This is a genomic window from Fervidobacterium changbaicum (genome assembly GCF_004117075.1).
Lineage (GTDB): Bacteria > Thermotogota > Thermotogae > Thermotogales > Fervidobacteriaceae > Fervidobacterium > Fervidobacterium islandicum.
The window spans coordinates 1700726-1717327 of record NZ_CP026721.1 but is presented as its reverse complement, the minus strand read 5'-3'; the positions used below and the strand labels follow the sequence as shown (position 1 = coordinate 1717327).

The window sequence follows — 16602 nt, the reverse complement described above, 5'->3', positions numbered from 1 at the left end:
CAACTGCAGATTGTGTCTGTGCTTGTATAGTCTATCAAAACGGGGGCATACCGCCCCCTGAGAAAGATCGTAGAGTTTCACAGTTTCTTCTGTATTATTTTGGAAGTTTCAAACCTTTAACAGTGAATGCCTTGAGTGCATCTTCTGAATCTGGAATAACGATCTTGCCTTCGATGATGAGTTGTTTAAGATATTCGAGTTCTTTGAGAGCATTCGGTGCAAGTTTTTCGACGATTTCTTTTGTATACTTCATTTCAGACATTCTAACACCGTTTTCTTTCAAGCCAAGGTTTTTGACTCCGCCTTTGAACTGTCCTGTGAAGGCCCATTTGACACCGTAGTATCCTGCCATGTCGACGCCTTTCATCGCACTTGTGAGGACAACACCAGGTGCCATGTAGTCTTGGTCTACATCAACTCCTATGGCATAGTACATTGGTAGACCGGAAAGTGCACGTTTTTTGATGTTCTCGTATCCTTTACCTGCAAGCTTCTCTGATCTTTCTTTTGCTGCTTCAATGACTCCGTTACCACATGCGCCAGCTGCTGCGAAGATGATGTCTACACCCTGTGAGAACTGGGAATTGGCAAGATCTTTACCTTTCTTTGGATCGCTGAATTCGTTGGTGTAACCTCTAATGATTGTTACCTTTTTGCCCTTAAGGTCTTCGTATGCTTTTATACCCGCTTCGTAACCGTATCTGAATCTTTCAACTGGAGGAATAGAAAGTCCACCGACAAATCCGACCTTTCCCGTTCTTGTCATGGCTGCTGCAATGTAACCAACAAGAAATGCTGATTCCTGTTCTTTAAACAAGAAGTTTATAACGTTTGGAAGTTCCTTACCTTCAAAGTCAATGTCAATTCCAGCGAAGTAAACTGTTGGGAATTGCTGTGCAACTTTCATGAGGGCATCTGTCATCATGAAACCAACTGCAAAGACGATACCACCGTCTTTTTCCTTCATAACTTCCTGAGCAGCTTTTGTCAAGTTTGGAATGTAGTCGGACTGTTCTTGTGACATGATTACCTTTGCTTCAACTTTGAGTTCGTTCGCCGCTCTTTGGATACCTGCCCATGTTCCATCGTTGAACGACTTGTCACCAAGTCCACCTGTGTCGGTCACCATGATGGCTTTGAATGAGAACCCGAGCGTTAAAACTACCGCAAGAAGCACGAAAACAAAGAACCTCTTCATACTCTCTCCCTCCTTCTAAGGATGATGTGGTTTTCTTTCAACCAATAAAATCCAAGCGCAAATGATAACACCAGAGTATAGGGAATTAACCAGCTTATGTAAACGTTAAGTGAAGGAACACCAACCTGTACGAAAACGTTTTGTGTTCTAAACAGCGTCAAAACGGACACGGCAAGCGCACCAACAAGTGGAATAAAAGCTTCATACCTTTTAAGAGCTATCAAGAATAGGGAAAGCGATATCAGGATAACAGCTGAGAGCGAATAATAAGCTTTGTACGTTGGTAGTGTTACGTAAGCCTTTTTTGGAGTGGATGAAATCGCTTTCAACAATCTGTCTTTGTGCATTCCTTGGAACTTTGATTCTGCAAATTCAGCAAGTTTATTCCGGAAAGTATCAGAGCCAATGGCAGCAAATTTTCTGAAATCCCTTTCAAACTCAGAGATGATTTTTTCTACTTTCTTTGCCCTTTTCGTTTCGAAATATATAAAGTCGTTCAATTGTTTTGTTAGGTTCTTATCGTTCGTCTTCTTAACCAACTCTTTCACGTACTCTACCCTTTTTTCAAAGGCTTCTGGTGCAACATATTCATCTGACAAGGTGTAGACATCGATTCCTGCATCCGTTAGTACTGCGTTGAACTTCTCAATAGACTCGTTTACTGTCGTGTTGTAATCCTTTAAGCGTCTTTGTACAACACTAAGCGGTTCTTCAAGTACCTCGTTAACCAACGTGCTGTAGAAAGGCGATGAACTGAAAGATTCCGGCATCAGAAGGTCTTTCGTGGCAAATGAAGGCAGGAACAAAGTAACCGCTGTTAAAACGCTGATCAAGAAAAGAACGGGTTGCTTTTTGAATAGGAAGTAGAATATGGAAAATAGCAATGCTATCGCCATAACGATGCCGTAGATCATGCCGTCCGATGTGGATTGCATGTTCATGAACACACCGATGTACACCGTTTCAGAAGCTATTATAAGTGCAAGCGGGATGTTGATGTTCTTGTACACATAGAGCCAAATCAAGACTATACCTGCGTAGATTATCCATCTGATCCAGGCATAATTCCTCTCTTTTGGGGTTATCTCCACAAATTCGGAAGCAATTTCGTCTTTCAACCCGGCAATCAAATTGTACGAGCTTCTAAAGATAGTTCCACGTGTTCTCAAAATGAGCATCTCCGGATCGTAATCTTGTGCGGACTTTTCTGATTCTAATATAATATCACTAAGAGTTTTAACAACTTCCGGTTCTTTCATTATTAAAGTTATCGCAGCTAATTCTTCGCCATTGTACACGGGAACGTACTCGTAATCGCCAAGAATATCCGTCCTTATTTTTCTTAACTCTTCCGGAACGTAAGGAAGGTTGACATCCGCACCAAAAAGGTAGGCTGCCAGGTCTTGCGCATAATTACCGAATGCATCAACCAAGCGCATTTGATACTCATTGAAGAAGGAATTGAATATCGGCGAACCCTTCACAAGTTCTCTACCAAATGAACGATTATTCAATTTCGCTTCCCAATACGAAAGGTACACTGCTCTAGCAAGTCTTTCCTCATCAGAATTTGCAGTTTCCAGCGGTTTAATCGCTTCCAAATAGTCGCCCGTCTTTTTTGTGGTCTCGGTCTTTTCTGTTGAACCTACCATGTAGATTTTCAAAAACCTGTAGATAGGGAGGTCGTTATTAATGTAGGATAACACAGTCCTGTGAAATTCCGATGTAGGTGAAAGATAACTTCGATAAATCTCTTTGGCTTTCTCCATGTCTAAACCAAAAAGCATGGAAACAAAAAACGAAAGGAAAAAAGCTATGAGTACAAACAAATACGAAGAATTTTGAAGATGTTTAATCTGCCTTGTCACTCGCACTCTCCTTACACCTTCCTTTTCATCAACTTTTTTGTATATTTTGGCTTTGTATTTTCGATGCTTGAATTTCAAATGCCGCTCGTTGATTATATTATAACACATCAATGCTTGGCAAATGCAATAGCATAGCAAAAATAAGGGAAATCTTTTGTTTCTGCTCTAAGGCTTTTTTCTTTCTCGGTTTTATACAACTTTTTAGTGAACATAAAAACAAACAAGGGGGCTAAGCCCCCTTGTGAAAAACTGTAAGCGTGATTTTTGTTACCCCTACTTGTTACTCTTCAATGCTGATCGCAGCTGTTGGACAGCTGTCAGCAGCATCTTTTGCACATTCAAGGTCAGTCTCTGGTTGCAAAACTTTTGCCTTCATATCGTCTCCAAGTTTGAATACATCTGGACAGAGGTTCTCGCAAACACCGCACCCGATGCATGTTGCTTCGTCTACTCTAACCTTCATGCCTTAGCACCTCCTTTTCAACGTCATTGTTGATTATAACACAAAAGTTTTAATTTTTCAACAACCTCCAAATTCACAGTGCTCTGTTGCTATCGTTATCAAGAATAAGCTTTTCCAACACTTTTTTGAAGTTCTTTTTCAATGCTTCTTAATAACAACGCGAAATCCTTCTCATTTTCCAGTTTTTTCTCTATTGATTTAACAGAATTTATTACCGACGGATGTGTTTTGTTGAAGATTTCGCCAACCTTCCTTGTAGATAGACCATATTTTTTTACCATAAAATACATGCATACTTGCCTCGCTAAGGATGTATTCCGATCTCTTGAACCTGATAAAATGTCATCTTTCGTTGTTTTAAAGGTCTTAGCGATTACATCCACAATATCTCCTTCAGAGCTGGTGGAGGTATCTTCAGTGAGTACATCCCGTAAGATAGACTTCACAATTGAAATATTCAGTTCTCCGTACATGCTCTTGTAAGCTATGAGTTTTATCACTGCCCCCTTTAGAATTCTTATACTTCCTCTAATATGCGCAGCGACATATCGCAATATACCATCATCAATATCGGCTTTTTCGTCGTCGACAACCTTTTTAGCTATTTTGTACATCGCTTCTTGTGATGGCGTTTTTATCTGCGCAACGACTCCCATCTGGAATCTTGAGATAACTCTGTCCTGGAAATCTTTAAGTTCTTTCGGTGAGCGATCGGAACAAACGATGATCTGTTTTCCTGCTTCGTAAAGTGTGTTGAAAGTGTGGAAGAGTTCTATCTGAACACCCTTCTTCCCAGCCAAAAACTGAATGTCATCGATCACAAGCACGTCGATCTTCTTTCTGTAGCGTTCCCGAAATTCTTCCATATTACCAGATTTGAGTTTCGTGATGAGTTCATTCATAAAACTTTCACTTGTCAAGTAGGCAAATCTCAGATCTGGGTTTTGGGATAGCAAATAGTTACCGTATGCTTGAACCAAGTGCGTCTTACCCATTCCCGCTTCACTGTAAATAAATATGGGATTGTAGGTACCTGGCTTTTTCGCCGCTTCAAGGAGCAGATTGTAAGCGAACTGGTTGAATTCATCGACAACAAAGTTGTCAAACCTGTACTTGGGGTTCAGAGGGGTTATGAGAACAGGCTTTTTCCTGACTAGGGCAACGTTCTCTGGAACTTCATCTTCGAAGTTTTCGGAGTTGACAATCTGAGCATAAACTATCTCGTAAGTTGCGCCTTGACTTACTGCCTCGGCTATGGCCTTTTTGATAACCTTATCGAATTTTTTCTCGATGTATCCTTTGAGAAAAAGATTACCCACCTCAAATACAACGTGGGTTCCTTCTACACGTTTAACATAGAAGTCTATGAACCAATGTTCCCATTGCTGGCGGCTAACCTTTTCCTTAAGTGCGGACATAATCTTTTCCTTGATATCTACGTTATCCATAAACACACCTCGAATTGCGCAGTGAAAAGGAAAATGAACTTAATGAAATTAAGGGGGGTGGGGTAAAGTGCTGTGCACTGAGTATTATCTCACATGTCTATGTTAAAAATCAAGACAAACTTTATGTTAACACATGAATGATGTTTTACTCACAAGGAATGGTCTATGAAGTTTTGTTAAGAAATTGTTTATTTGAATAAATCATTCAGAGATTTCGAAATAATCACTCAAGGTATACTATGAAAATTGCCACTATTTTTTGGAAGTTCATACTTGCTCTTTAATTCTGTTCAATTCTCGTGTATGCTTTTGTATGCTTCTGTATGCTCTTTTTTGCCTGACTTCATATAGTGACTACTTTGTTTTATAATACTCACAGGGGTGGATGACATGGCTACAACAAGAAAGAAAATATTTATATCTTTCGACTACGAAGGTCTTGCCGGTATTACAAGTTGGAATGATGTGGATAAAAAAAGTAGTGATTACAAAAAGGAAGAAATGTTAAGACAGTTGAGGGCATTCTTGAGAGGGTTAGATGGAAATGAGATAACTCTAGTCGATTCCCATGCAGCTGGTGACAACATACCCTGGGAGCTCACCGAGGAATTTCCCAACGTCACGTTAGTAAGTGGTGGAATCAGGCAGTATTATATGATGTACGGTATAGATGAGTCTTATGATTTTACCGTATTTTTCGGCTACCACGCAGGGATAGGAACGTTGCATGCAAATATGGACCACACATATTCGAGTTCATCGATACACAACATTTGGATAAATGGTATGGAGATGAACGAGGCACTTATCAACGCAGCCTTTGCCGGATTGTTTGGAGTTCCTCTTGGATGCTTAGTTGGGGACGATAAGGTGGTTATTCAAACTTCGAAAGTCCTGCCAAAGGCACTTTACCTAGAAACTAAGAAATCCATTGGAAGACATAGTGCTATCATGAAACCTGTGGCGAGTTTACTGAACGAACTGGAGGAATGCGCACAGCTTTTATCAACAAAGTCCAGGGAAGATTTTGAGATTTTTCGATTCTCATCTCCAATTGAAATGATCGTAGAGTTCAGCGATACCCTCAGGGCTGACCTTGTTTCTTCAATGCCCCTCGTCGAACGTTTAGATGGTAGAAAAGTCAGAATTGTACACGACGATTATAAGTTGATTTTCGAAGCATTATTAGCCATGACCTATATATGCGCAGCAGCTAAGATTTTAGTGTAATTGAAAAGTCTGCCGGAGGTGTGAAGAGATGATAAGGACACTTTCTGAAATTATTGATATGGCAAAGGGTAAAGGAAAAGTTATCGCAATCGCAGGTGCAGAGGACAAAGAAGCTGTGAAGGCCGTTATCGAAGCAAAGGAATTGGGCGTTTCCGCTATCCTCTTTGGAAAGAGAGAAGTAATTGAAGAGAATTTAAGAGAACTTGGTGCGGATTTTCCAATCATTGATTGTCGAACAGAAGAGGAAGCATCGAAAGCAGCTGTGAAATCTGTCGTTGAAGGCAGAGCACATATCGTAATGAAAGGGCTCGTGAAAACTTCAACTTTGCTCAAAGCTGTCTTGGATAAAGAACAAGGGCTTAGAACAGAAAGGTTGCTCTCTCACGTTGCTGTTGTAGAAGTCCCCGGTGTGAACCGCTTGATTTTCGTTACCGACGGTGGTATGGTAATTAAACCTACGTTAGAGCAGAAGGTCCAGATCATAGAGAACGTGGTTGCAGTTGCAAGAAAGTTAGGCTATGAAATGCCAAGGGTTGCACTTATCGCAGCGGTTGAAACGGTTAACCCCGACATGCCAGAAACACTTGAAGCTGCCATCATCGCGAAAATGAACGAAAGAGGACAAATTAAGAATTGTAAAATAGATGGACCTTTAGGAATAGACAACGCCTTGAGCGTTTATGCAGCAGAAGTAAAAGGCGTGAAAGGAGATGTCGCAGGACATGCGGATATATTGGTTGTTCCCGACATCCACAGTGGGAACTTTCTCGGGAAGTCCGCTGTCTACTTTGCAAACGGGAAGATAGCTGGTATCATAGCTGGAGCGAAAGCACCGGTCATCGTCATATCACGAGCTGATACAAGCGAATCGAAATTTGCATCCATCGCGCTGGCGATAGCCCTATCTTAAATTTAATATACAAATTCCGTGTTTGGAGGTGTACGCATGAAAAAACTGGCAGTTGTAGCAATCGGAGGTAACGCAGTCAACAGACCTGGCGAAGAAGCAACGGCAGAAAACATGATGAAGAACCTTGCAGAAACAGCACATTTCTTAGTTTCTATGCTTGACGAGTACGATATTGTCATAACTCATGGAAATGGACCACAAGTTGGAAACCTTCTGGTTCAGCAAGAATTAGCAAAGCACGTGATTCCACCATTTCCACTTGATGTTAATGATGCACAAACACAAGGCAGTCTTGGTTACATGATAGCATTGACCCTTGGTAATGAGCTTAGAAAAAGGAGTATGGAAAGAGAAATAACTGCTGTCGTCACACAAATTATAGTTGACAAGAACGACCCCGGTTTCCAAAAACCTTCCAAACCAGTTGGCCCATTTTATTCAAAAGAAGAGGCAGAAAAGTTGCAACAAGAAAAGGGATGGATCATGAAAGAAGATGCCGGACGTGGCTGGAGGCGCGTCGTTCCATCACCAATTCCGTTGGATATTGTTGAAAAGAATGTAATAAGAACATTGGTTGAAAAAGACGTTATCGTCATAGCAGCTGGTGGTGGTGGAATTCCTGTGATCCAAGAAAACGGAACACTAAGAGGTGTTGAAGCCGTTATAGATAAGGATAGAGCAAGTGCGTTGTTGGCTAAGGAAATTGATGCAGATATACTTATAATCTTAACCGGTGTTGAAAAGGTGTACATTAACTACAACAAGCCTGACCAGAAAGCGCTCGATCACCTTACAGTGGAAGAAGCGAAGAAATACCTTGCAGAAGGACAGTTCCCATCTGGCAGTATGGGACCAAAAATCGAAGCAGCTATAGACTTTGTAACTTCGACTGGCAGAGAATGTCTGATCACTGATATGGCGGTTCTTGATAAAGCCCTGAAAGGATTGACAGGAACTAGGATAACGCTATAGAGAATTGTTGAACCTTGAGAGAAATAAGACAGGAGGGCATAGAAGTTCCAACCCTCCTGTTTTTCATTTTAAAGAAATGTTAAATTTTACTATACTTAAGTATATTTCTTCGAATGTTCTATAATTGGCTTGAATACACGTTTTGACAACAGTTCATTTTTTCCGAAAAAATTGCAAAATTCACATGTTTTGTTCTACAATGTAAGTAGTCTTTTTCTAAACTAGCGGAGCGGAGTGAAGCATGAATAGGATTTACAATGAACGACACATCCCGGTATTGCTGAAGGAAGTTGTGGACAACTTGGTATGGAAGCCGGACGGGGTGTATGTGGATTGTACGGTAGGGGAAGGTGGACACACTCGAGCGATAGCGGAGCGGATATTGGAGACAGGTGGTAGAGTCATAGGAATAGATGTTGACAGTGAAGTATTACAGATAGCGGAGCGAAATTTGGAAACCTACCCCAATGTTCAGCTCTTCAAATTCTCCTACGTGGATTTACCCGTCTTGCTTAACCTACTACAAGTCCATAGTGTTGATGGACTTCTTGTTGATTTAGGAGTTTCTACCTACCAACTCAAAGGTGAAGGTAGAGGTTTTTCATTTAATCAAGACGAGCCTCTCGATATGAGGATGAACCTCGAAAATGAGTTAACCGCCCACCACGTTGTTAATACCTACCCTGAGGATAGATTAGCCGATATTATTTACAATTATGGCGAAGAACGTTTCGCCAGAAGAATAGCCCGTTCTATCGTTAATAGCAGGCCTATAAATACGACAAGAGAATTGGTAGAAGCCATTAGAAGGGCTCTACCATACAAGGAAATTCATAGTCGGAAGCGTCATTTCGCAACTAAGACCTTCCAAGCAATTCGTATAGAAGTAAACAAAGAACTTGAGAATCTAGCGAAGTTCCTTTCGTTTGCACCTGATCTGTTAACACCAGGTGGCAGACTTGCTATTATATCGTTCCATTCTTTGGAAGACAGGTTGGTAAAACACACCTTCAAAAATGATCCAAGATTAGAACCAATTGGGGATTTTGTTGCACCGAGTATGGAAGAACTAGCGGAGAATCCAAGGTCAAGAAGTGCAAAGCTAAGGGTAGCTAAAAGAGTTTGATTTGGTAATCTGTATCCTTAACAAGAGCGAGAAACGTAAAGCGGTCAACTAGCTTAGAGCGAAGTGGGGTATCGTTTTTTCTTCCGGTATTGGAGGTATTTATTTTGCTTTTCTATTTCTCTAATATTCACTCAGCGAAGCGGGAATGAGCCAAATTACGTAGGCTTATTTTCTCGTTTCTGTTAGCGGGTCCTTAATTTCACATTGTCTTATAACTTAGCGGAGCGGAGGGGGATAGAGTATGACGCTTGTAAGAAGTAAGCGAAGAGAAGCGGAACTTGAGGGTTTGCAAGAACAACAGAAGGCTGTTTCTCGAGTTCTGAAGTATGTTTTTGCTGGGTTTTTATTTGCTGGGTTGATTCTTAGTGCGTACCAATTTAACCTAAGGACAGCGGAGATGTCAAGGCAAATTGAGATGTACCAAGAGAGTTTATCGAATTTAAGGCAGCACAGTGAAGTCTTGGATATGCAGATCGCAAAAATTGTATTAGGGCGTGATGTAATAAATTGAGCAGAAGTAGTCATCGTTACAGACTGGTGTTAATAACAATTTCACTGTTCGTAGCTATTTTACTTATAAAGGTCTATACAAATATATATACAAATCAGTACGCTGTCAGGAGTCATATCCCAGCGCTACGTGGAAATATCTACGATTCCCGCGGGCGTTTGCTCGCTACTAGCGAGGTTGTTTACGGAGTCTATTTGGATTTAAACTACCTCAGAAGTTTTTCTGGTAACGCGTTCAAGAAATCGCCAGATTTTTTGAGATTGCTCAACGCTTTTGGCGTGACGGAACAACTCGGTGAAATCGATAAGAGAAGCATTTTACGACTTGGTGTAGTCGGTAGCAGACAAGAAGCATTAAAAAAAATTCCCACACAGTTTCTGAGGTTCGTTGCAATTGTTCCTGAGGAAAGACGTATTTCCTTGTCGGATTTTGGACTTTCCGCTATCATTGGTAAGACAGACCAGAGGCACGGAATAAGTGGTGTTGAAGCGTACTTTGATAAAATCTTGCGACCCGTAAGAGATGGTATCATTTCAATCACTTATTCGGGGGTCTTTGGGAAACCTCTAAGTTCTGTGAAAATCGACCCTGAAAACGGAAAGAATGTCCGTATTACTATAGATAGTGAACTTCAAAGACAACTTTACACTTTGGCTCAAGAATACAAAGAGAAGAAGCAAGCAACAGAAGTCGGTGTCCTGGTAATGGAAAGCAACACAGGAAAGGTAAGAGCGGCTTTAACCACACAAAGTTGGCCTACCTATTACATGGGATATATAGAACCTGGTTCCACTATCAAGCCTATCCTATTTTCAGCCGCAATTGAATTAGGACTTGTGAAACCTAACACTCAGTATTACTGCCCCGGGTATGTAAAGCCTATCGAAGGTTTAAACTTAACAATCAAAGACTTAGAGGTTCACAAGGATATAAATCTGTACGATGGATTGGTCCATTCATGCAACGTAGTTTCCGTGCTTACCACGAAAAGCATTGTTGACTCCTTAGGAACAGAAAAACTTTACGAGGTTTTTCAATCTTTTGGATTTGGAAAGGAAACGGGAATAGAATTGCAAGGTGAAATTCCAGGAAAGCTTAATACTCCTGACAAGTGGTACAGAGCTGATTGGGCGTTTATGGCTATAGGTCAATCCATAGGTGTAACCCCCGTTCAGCTGCTCGCTGCCTTCAATACGATAGTGAACGACGGAATCTATGTTTCACCTACGCTTGATGAAGGAAAAGAGGTTACCAAGAAGCGAGTGATATCCAAATCAACTGCAGATGTTGTTAAACAGATGCTCAGAGATGTTGTTGAAAGAGGAACAGGAATAAACGCAAAGATAGATGGAATAGAGATATACGGAAAGACCGGTACCGCACAGAAAAACCAGAAAAAAGATGTTACTGCAGTCTTTGTTGGGCAAGCTGTCCTGGATATACCTTACACAATAATGGTATGGGTCGATTCACCTCAAACGGAAAAACTGAGTAGCGTTGTCGCAGCACCGTTCTTCAAAGAAGTGGTTCTAACTTTGAAAGATTACCAGAATCACTTATCAAATTCTGGAAAGCAAATTTATACAACATTTCCGGATATCACAGGCTGGAACATTTCTCAACTCAAGGAACTTGCCGAATCGACAAATATTGCTTTAAGGATAAACAGTACAGGGCTTTATGTAGAAAAATACGCTACATCAACAACTATGGATGAAACAAATACAATTGTTGTCGATGTCTGGTTGTCAGACACACCGATGCCTTTGAAACGCATCATTCGATAGTTGTATTCTTTTACACAGATGTAACTCATTGTTCACCACAGATGAGAAAAGTCTGGTAGAATAAGCGTAGTCCTTAAATTGAAACTGCCGTAGATTGCAGGTCAAATAAAGCCCTCACAAAAGGGCGCCTGCAGGAGGCACGGAAGGGATAAGACACCGGTTCAGCGCATTAGCGCTCTTTTTAGTGGTGTGCTCCCCTCCGTTATGCCTCGAAAAGAGGCATTTTTTATTTGATATGGGAGGTGACGACGTGCTTAAAAGACCTGAGAAGGAACAACTTGTAAGTGAGTTGACCGAAGAGTTTAAGAATTCTTCCTTGGTGCTTTTCGCCGACTTTACTGGGCTAAGCGTTGCTCAGATGACAAAGCTCAGAAGAGCATTGAGAGAGAAGTTGGGTAACGATGCAAGGTTTACAGTCGTTAAGAACACACTTTTGAAGATGGCTCTTAAGAACGCAGAGTATGACATCGAAGGTCACGACGGCTCCTTCTTTGGACCAACAGCAGTTCTCTACGTGAATAGAGAAGCAGATCCTGTTGAAGCCATCAAGATATTCTACAACTTTGTGAAAGAAAACAAAGGAGTACCTACCTGCAAAGGTCTGTACCTTGAAAGAAAGTTCTTCGCGGGCGACCAGCTCGAAAACCTTTCCAAACTTCCATCGAGAGAACAACTTCTCGCAATGGTTGTTGGTGGCATCCAAGCACCTATTCGCGGACTTGTCAACTCTCTCGCAGGTGTGCTTAGAAGTGTACTTTACGCTCTTAACGCTATCAAAGAGCAAAAAGAAAAGCAGTAATTCCAAAGTTTGTTATGAGTCAATAACACTATGAACATTTGTTAAACTTACTAGGAGGTGGATATTATGACATTGGAAGAACTCGTAAAAGCTATTGAGTCATTGACAGTTGCAGAACTCGCAGAACTTGTTAAGATGCTTGAAGAAAGATTCGGCGTTAGCGCAGCAGCTCCAGTTATGGCAGCAATGCCAGTAGCAGCAGCGGCAGCAGCTCCAGCAGTGGCGGCAGAAGAAAAGGACACATTTGACGTTCTCCTCAAGAGCTTCGGCCAGAAGAAAGTTGAAGTTATCAAAGTTGTTAGGGAAATCACAGGACTTGGCCTTAAAGAAGCAAAAGACCTTGTTGAAAAAGCTGGTGCACCAGACGCATTCATTAAACAGGGCGTTAAGAAGGAAGAAGCAGAAGAAATTAAGAAGAAAATCGCAGAAGTCGGCGGAGAAGTTGAAATTAAGTAACATATTTTTCAAAACTAAGAATATTGTGTATCAAACCCCGCACAGTACTACACAGTGCGGGGTTTTTATGGTTTAATATATAATTGCGGTATTATTGTCTGCCATAAGATAGATATGGAATGAGTGAGCAAGCCACAACAAACCCAAAATCTTCAAAAGACACAGTATCGAACAGGTTCTGTAGAACCCTGCGTTTTTTATTTATACACCCAGTTCTTTCGACCCCTCACTGTTTGTAATATCCAACCATTCTGTATTGACACTTTAGGAAGAGGTGATCAGATTGAAAACTTATCACGTGGGCAAGAGGATAAGGTACTCCTTCGGAAGAGTTGACGAAGTCATCGATGTCCCTAACCTCGTAGAAATCCAGCATAAATCCTTCAAGGAGTTATTGGACCATGGAATTTTGCGCATCCTCAAGAAGTTCAGCCCAATAACCTCAGTAAAGACGGAGGGCAGAAGAGACAAGGGCTTCAGCCTCGAGTTCGTTGGTTTCCGCGTAGGCGACCCTATCCACTCCGTTGAGGAGTGTAAACAACGCCTTCTCACTTACGTCGCTCCATTCTTCGCAACAGTTAGAGTTACGGACCTTTCGACTGGAGAAATGCGCGAGGAAGAAGTTAGCCTCGGAAATTACCCAATCATGACAGAAAATCAGACGTTCGTCATAAACGGCGTCGAAAGAGTCGTTGTCAGTCAGCTTGTCAGGAGCCCTGGCGTTTATTTTGTCGAGGAGCCGACCAAGAACATCGGCGCAAAACCGATATACGTAGCTCACTTTTTGCCAGTGAGAGGTGTGTGGCTCGAGGTATTGCTTAACCTTAACGATGAGACTTTGTACGCACGAATCGATAGAAGAAAAAAGCTGAATCTTTTCTTGGTATTAAAGACTCTTGGTTATCAAAACGATATAGATATCCTCTCTCTCTTCCCAAGTTACATAGATGTTGAAGATGACTACGCTCTGAAACATTCAGAGGGAGTAATAATTATCGAAAACGTTGTTTCAAAATCTGGGGAAATGCTTGCTGAGAAAGGTTCAGTACTGACACCAACACTTGTTGAAATATTCCGAGAACACGGAATCGATAAGATAAAGGTTGCGAACAAGTACATACATAAAACATATTTAAAGCTTAAAGAACGTCTGAAAATGCCAATTGAGGAAAATATTAGCGAACTCAGGGCGTACATGGAAATATACAAAGAATTGCGCCCCGGTGAAGTTTTCAGATACAACGCGGCAAAGTCTTTCTGGAATAACCTCTACTTCAATCCCGAACGATTTGAACTTACCGAAGTCGGTAGGTACAAAATGAACAAGAAATTGACAAATACGTACAGAAGATACCTTATTGAAATAGAAGGAAGAGACCCAAAGAGCGTAGAGAACGTTGAATATTCCGAATCTTCGGATGCACTTACACCGATGGATATAATCTTGGTTGTCAGGATGCTCCTTGAAGTTGAAAAGCATCCAGAGACACTTGATACGAAAGACCACCTATCAAATAAGCGAGTCAAAACTGTCGGTGAACTTATCGGTTCAGAATTTGAAAGGGCTTTCTCGAAATCTGTCCATCAGATTCAAGAAAAGCTCGCTACCTACACGAGTCTCGACAAGATATCAATTCCAAGCTTGATTAACTTGAGAAATGTTGTTGCATCTCTTAACAGTTTCTTTGCAACTAACCCTCTTTCACAGTTCATGGACCAGGTCAACCCAATCGCCGAATTGACACACAAACGAAGGTTAACGGCAGTTGGTCCTGGTGGATTGAAAAGGGAAAGGGCAAGGTTTGAGGTTCGTGACGTTCACCACTCACACTACGGTAGAATGTGTCCTATCGAAACACCAGAAGGTGGTAACATAGGTCTTATCACCTCTCTTGCCGTTTACGCAACAATTGATAAGTTTGGATTCCTCGTGACACCTTACAGAAAGGTTGTCAACGGTAGAATTACAGATGAGGTTGTCTACCTTGCAGCAGATGAAGAAGAAAATTACAGAATCGCTTCAGCGACAATTCCAAGGGACGAAAATGGAAATATACTGCAAGAAAAAGTCCCCGTTAGATACCTTGAAAAAATTGTATATGTGCACAGAAATGAAGTTGACTTTGTAGATGTATCGCCAAAGCAGATAGTTAGTGTTACAACGTCACTAATACCGTTCTTGGAACACGACGACGCTAACCGCGCATTAATGGGTTCCAACATGCAAAGGCAAGCTGTTCCGGTGATCAAATCGGAAGCTCCTTTTGTCGGAACAGGTATGGAATACCCAGCAGCAATCTATTCTGGTCACGTTGTCTTGGCAAGACATGACGGAATCGTTAAGAAAGTCGATGCCAGAAAGATCGTCATCCACAGAACAGATGAAAATGGTAATCCACTTTACGACAAGAAGGGAGAACCGGTATTAGACGAGTACTCATTATTGAAATACGTAAGGTCAAACCAAGATACATGCATTAACCAGAAGCCCATCGTTAACGCTGGAGATTTTGTGAAGAAGGGTTCTCCAATAGCGGACGGACCAGCAACCGATAACGGCGAACTCGCACTCGGTAAAAACGTACTTGTTGCGTTCTTGCCATGGGAAGGTTACAATTTCGAAGATGCTATATTGGTGAGTGAAGAACTGCTTGAGGAAGAAACATTTACATCCGTGCATATCGAAGTTTACGAAACAACAGCTAGAGAAACAAGAGTCGGACCAGAAGAAATCACCGCAGAAATACCGAATGTATCGAAGGAAAATCTGAGGAACCTCGATGAAAACGGAATTATAAGAATTGGGGCATACGTTGGTAAGCAGAAATACTTTACATCACAGGATATCCTCGTTGGTAAGGTTACACCAAAGGGCGAAAGCGATGCGACACCGGAAGAAAAGATCATGAGGTCCGTGTTTGGAGAAAAAGGTAAAGACGTCAAAGACTCGTCACTCAGAGTCCCACACGGTGTCGAAGGTAGAGTCATCGGAGTCCACATCTTCCATAAAGAAGAAGTTGGTGACCTTGGTCCTGGCGTGAATACACTCGTTCGCGTTTACTTGGCAACGAGGAAACCACTCGAAGTTGGAGATAAGCTTGCAGGTAGGCACGGTAACAAAGGTGTCGTTTCGATGATTCTTCCAAAAGAAGACATGCCGTTCTTGCCGGATGGAACACCCGTTCAAGTAGTCCTGAGCCCATTGGGCGTTCCATCACGTATGAACATCGGTCAGGTACTTGAAACTTCTCTTGGATGGTTAGCAAAATTGACAAACAGGCACTTTGCTACACCTGTTTTCGACGGTGCTAAAGAAGATGAAATACTGCCAGAACTTTACAAAGTCCGTGAAAGTCTCAATCTACACCACGGTGATGATCCGGAAAATCCATCAGGTAAGGTCATCCTTAGGGATGGAAGAACAGGTAAAGAGTTCGATTCACCAGTGCTCGTCGGTTATATGTACATCATGAAACTCATCCACATCGCAAGGGACAAGATCCACGCAAGGGCAACAGGACCGTACTCACTGATACACCAGCAACCACTCGGTGGTAAAGCTCAATTCGGTGGTCAAAGGTTTGGTGAAATGGAAGTTTGGGCACTTGAAGCGTATGGAGCATCTTACACGTTGAACGAAATGCTAACGGTCAAGAGTGACGATATCAAGGGTAGAACGGAAGTTTACAAAGCGATAATGAAAGGTAAGAACTTACCAGAACCCGGTCTACCAGAGAGCTTCAAGGTCCTTGTGAGAGAACTGAAAGGTCTTGCACTTGACGTGCGTGTTTATGACGAGCACGGTAATGAGATAGATATCGAGAAAATGTAAAG

13 protein-coding genes are annotated in these 16602 nt (G+C 41.7%); 9 read left to right on the top strand and 4 right to left on the bottom strand.

Annotated elements, in window-relative coordinates:
• Positions 1 to 94 precede the first annotated feature (94 nt).
• From CBS1_RS07890 to dnaA, 4 genes are all read right to left on the bottom strand, one after another.
• Entirely contained in the window at positions 95 to 1198 is a 1104-nt protein-coding gene (locus CBS1_RS07890; RefSeq protein ID WP_090222947.1) for a BMP family lipoprotein, read from the bottom strand.
• Positions 1195 to 3072, bottom strand: a complete 1878-nt coding sequence (locus tag CBS1_RS07885; RefSeq protein ID WP_176759501.1) for a hypothetical protein — start codon at positions 3070 to 3072, stop codon at positions 1195 to 1197. Before CBS1_RS07885 ends, CBS1_RS07890 begins: the two co-directional genes overlap by 4 nt.
• Before the next feature lie 274 nt (positions 3073 to 3346).
• Positions 3347 to 3529, bottom strand: a complete 183-nt coding sequence (locus CBS1_RS07880) for a ferredoxin (RefSeq protein WP_033191572.1) — start codon at positions 3527 to 3529, stop codon at positions 3347 to 3349.
• Between the two features lie 98 nt (positions 3530 to 3627).
• Positions 3628 to 4962: a chromosomal replication initiator protein DnaA gene (gene dnaA / locus CBS1_RS07875; RefSeq protein ID WP_164969295.1), complete on the bottom strand. Its 1335-nt coding sequence runs from the start codon at positions 4960 to 4962 to the stop codon at positions 3628 to 3630.
• 405 nt (positions 4963 to 5367) lie between these two features.
• Here dnaA and CBS1_RS07870 point away from each other — a divergent pair, with 405 nt between their 5' ends.
• From CBS1_RS07870 to rpoB, 9 genes are all read left to right on the top strand, one after another.
• Positions 5368 to 6207, top strand: coding sequence for a M55 family metallopeptidase (locus CBS1_RS07870; protein WP_090222944.1), 840 nt, complete (start codon positions 5368 to 5370; stop codon positions 6205 to 6207).
• Between the two features lie 28 nt (positions 6208 to 6235).
• Positions 6236 to 7117, top strand: coding sequence for a bifunctional enoyl-CoA hydratase/phosphate acetyltransferase (locus tag CBS1_RS07865; protein ID WP_090222942.1), 882 nt, complete (start codon positions 6236 to 6238; stop codon positions 7115 to 7117).
• A gap of 36 nt (positions 7118 to 7153) precedes the next feature.
• Positions 7154 to 8089, top strand: coding sequence for a carbamate kinase (arcC, locus tag CBS1_RS07860; protein ID WP_033191575.1), 936 nt, complete (start codon positions 7154 to 7156; stop codon positions 8087 to 8089).
• Between the two features lie 241 nt (positions 8090 to 8330).
• On the top strand, positions 8331 to 9215 hold the full coding sequence (gene rsmH / locus CBS1_RS07855; protein ID WP_090222941.1) for a 16S rRNA (cytosine(1402)-N(4))-methyltransferase RsmH: 885 nt from the start codon (positions 8331 to 8333) through the stop codon (positions 9213 to 9215).
• A gap of 241 nt (positions 9216 to 9456) precedes the next feature.
• Positions 9457 to 9726 carry a hypothetical protein gene (locus CBS1_RS07850; protein ID WP_033191577.1) on the top strand — a complete coding sequence of 90 codons (270 nt, stop codon included), beginning with the start codon at positions 9457 to 9459 and terminating at the stop codon, positions 9724 to 9726.
• Positions 9723 to 11513, top strand: coding sequence for a peptidoglycan D,D-transpeptidase FtsI family protein (locus CBS1_RS07845; protein WP_090222940.1), 1791 nt, complete (start codon positions 9723 to 9725; stop codon positions 11511 to 11513). The genes CBS1_RS07850 and CBS1_RS07845 overlap by 4 nt, the downstream gene beginning before the upstream one ends.
• Before the next feature lie 250 nt (positions 11514 to 11763).
• A complete protein-coding gene (rplJ, locus tag CBS1_RS07840; RefSeq protein ID WP_033192557.1) occupies positions 11764 to 12312 on the top strand; it encodes a 50S ribosomal protein L10 in 549 nt (182 codons plus the stop codon).
• Between the two features lie 66 nt (positions 12313 to 12378).
• Complete coding sequence (rplL, locus tag CBS1_RS07835) at positions 12379 to 12768, top strand: 50S ribosomal protein L7/L12 (protein WP_090222939.1); 390 nt, start codon at positions 12379 to 12381, stop codon at positions 12766 to 12768.
• Positions 12769 to 13051: 283 nt separating this feature from the next.
• The gene (rpoB, locus tag CBS1_RS07830; RefSeq protein ID WP_090222937.1) at positions 13052 to 16600 is read left to right on the top strand and encodes a DNA-directed RNA polymerase subunit beta; all 3549 of its coding nucleotides are present in this window, start codon (positions 13052 to 13054) and stop codon (positions 16598 to 16600) included.
• Positions 16601 to 16602: the final 2 nt, after the last annotated feature.

Bases quoted from the DNA above. Each gene is read 5' to 3' on its own strand.
- CBS1_RS07890 (WP_090222947.1), bottom strand. From the start codon at position 1,198: ATGAAGAGGTTCTTTGTTTTCGTGCTTCTTGCGGTAGTTTTAACGCTC.
- rplL (WP_090222939.1), top strand. From the start codon at position 12,379: ATGACATTGGAAGAACTCGTAAAAGCTATTGAGTCATTGACAGTTGCA.
- CBS1_RS07850 (WP_033191577.1), top strand. From the start codon at position 9,457: ATGACGCTTGTAAGAAGTAAGCGAAGAGAAGCGGAACTTGAGGGTTTG.
- rsmH (WP_090222941.1), top strand. From the start codon at position 8,331: ATGAATAGGATTTACAATGAACGACACATCCCGGTATTGCTGAAGGAA.
- arcC (WP_033191575.1), top strand. From the start codon at position 7,154: ATGAAAAAACTGGCAGTTGTAGCAATCGGAGGTAACGCAGTCAACAGA.
- CBS1_RS07870 (WP_090222944.1), top strand. From the start codon at position 5,368: ATGGCTACAACAAGAAAGAAAATATTTATATCTTTCGACTACGAAGGT.
- CBS1_RS07865 (WP_090222942.1), top strand. From the start codon at position 6,236: ATGATAAGGACACTTTCTGAAATTATTGATATGGCAAAGGGTAAAGGA.
- CBS1_RS07880 (WP_033191572.1), bottom strand. From the start codon at position 3,529: ATGAAGGTTAGAGTAGACGAAGCAACATGCATCGGGTGCGGTGTTTGC.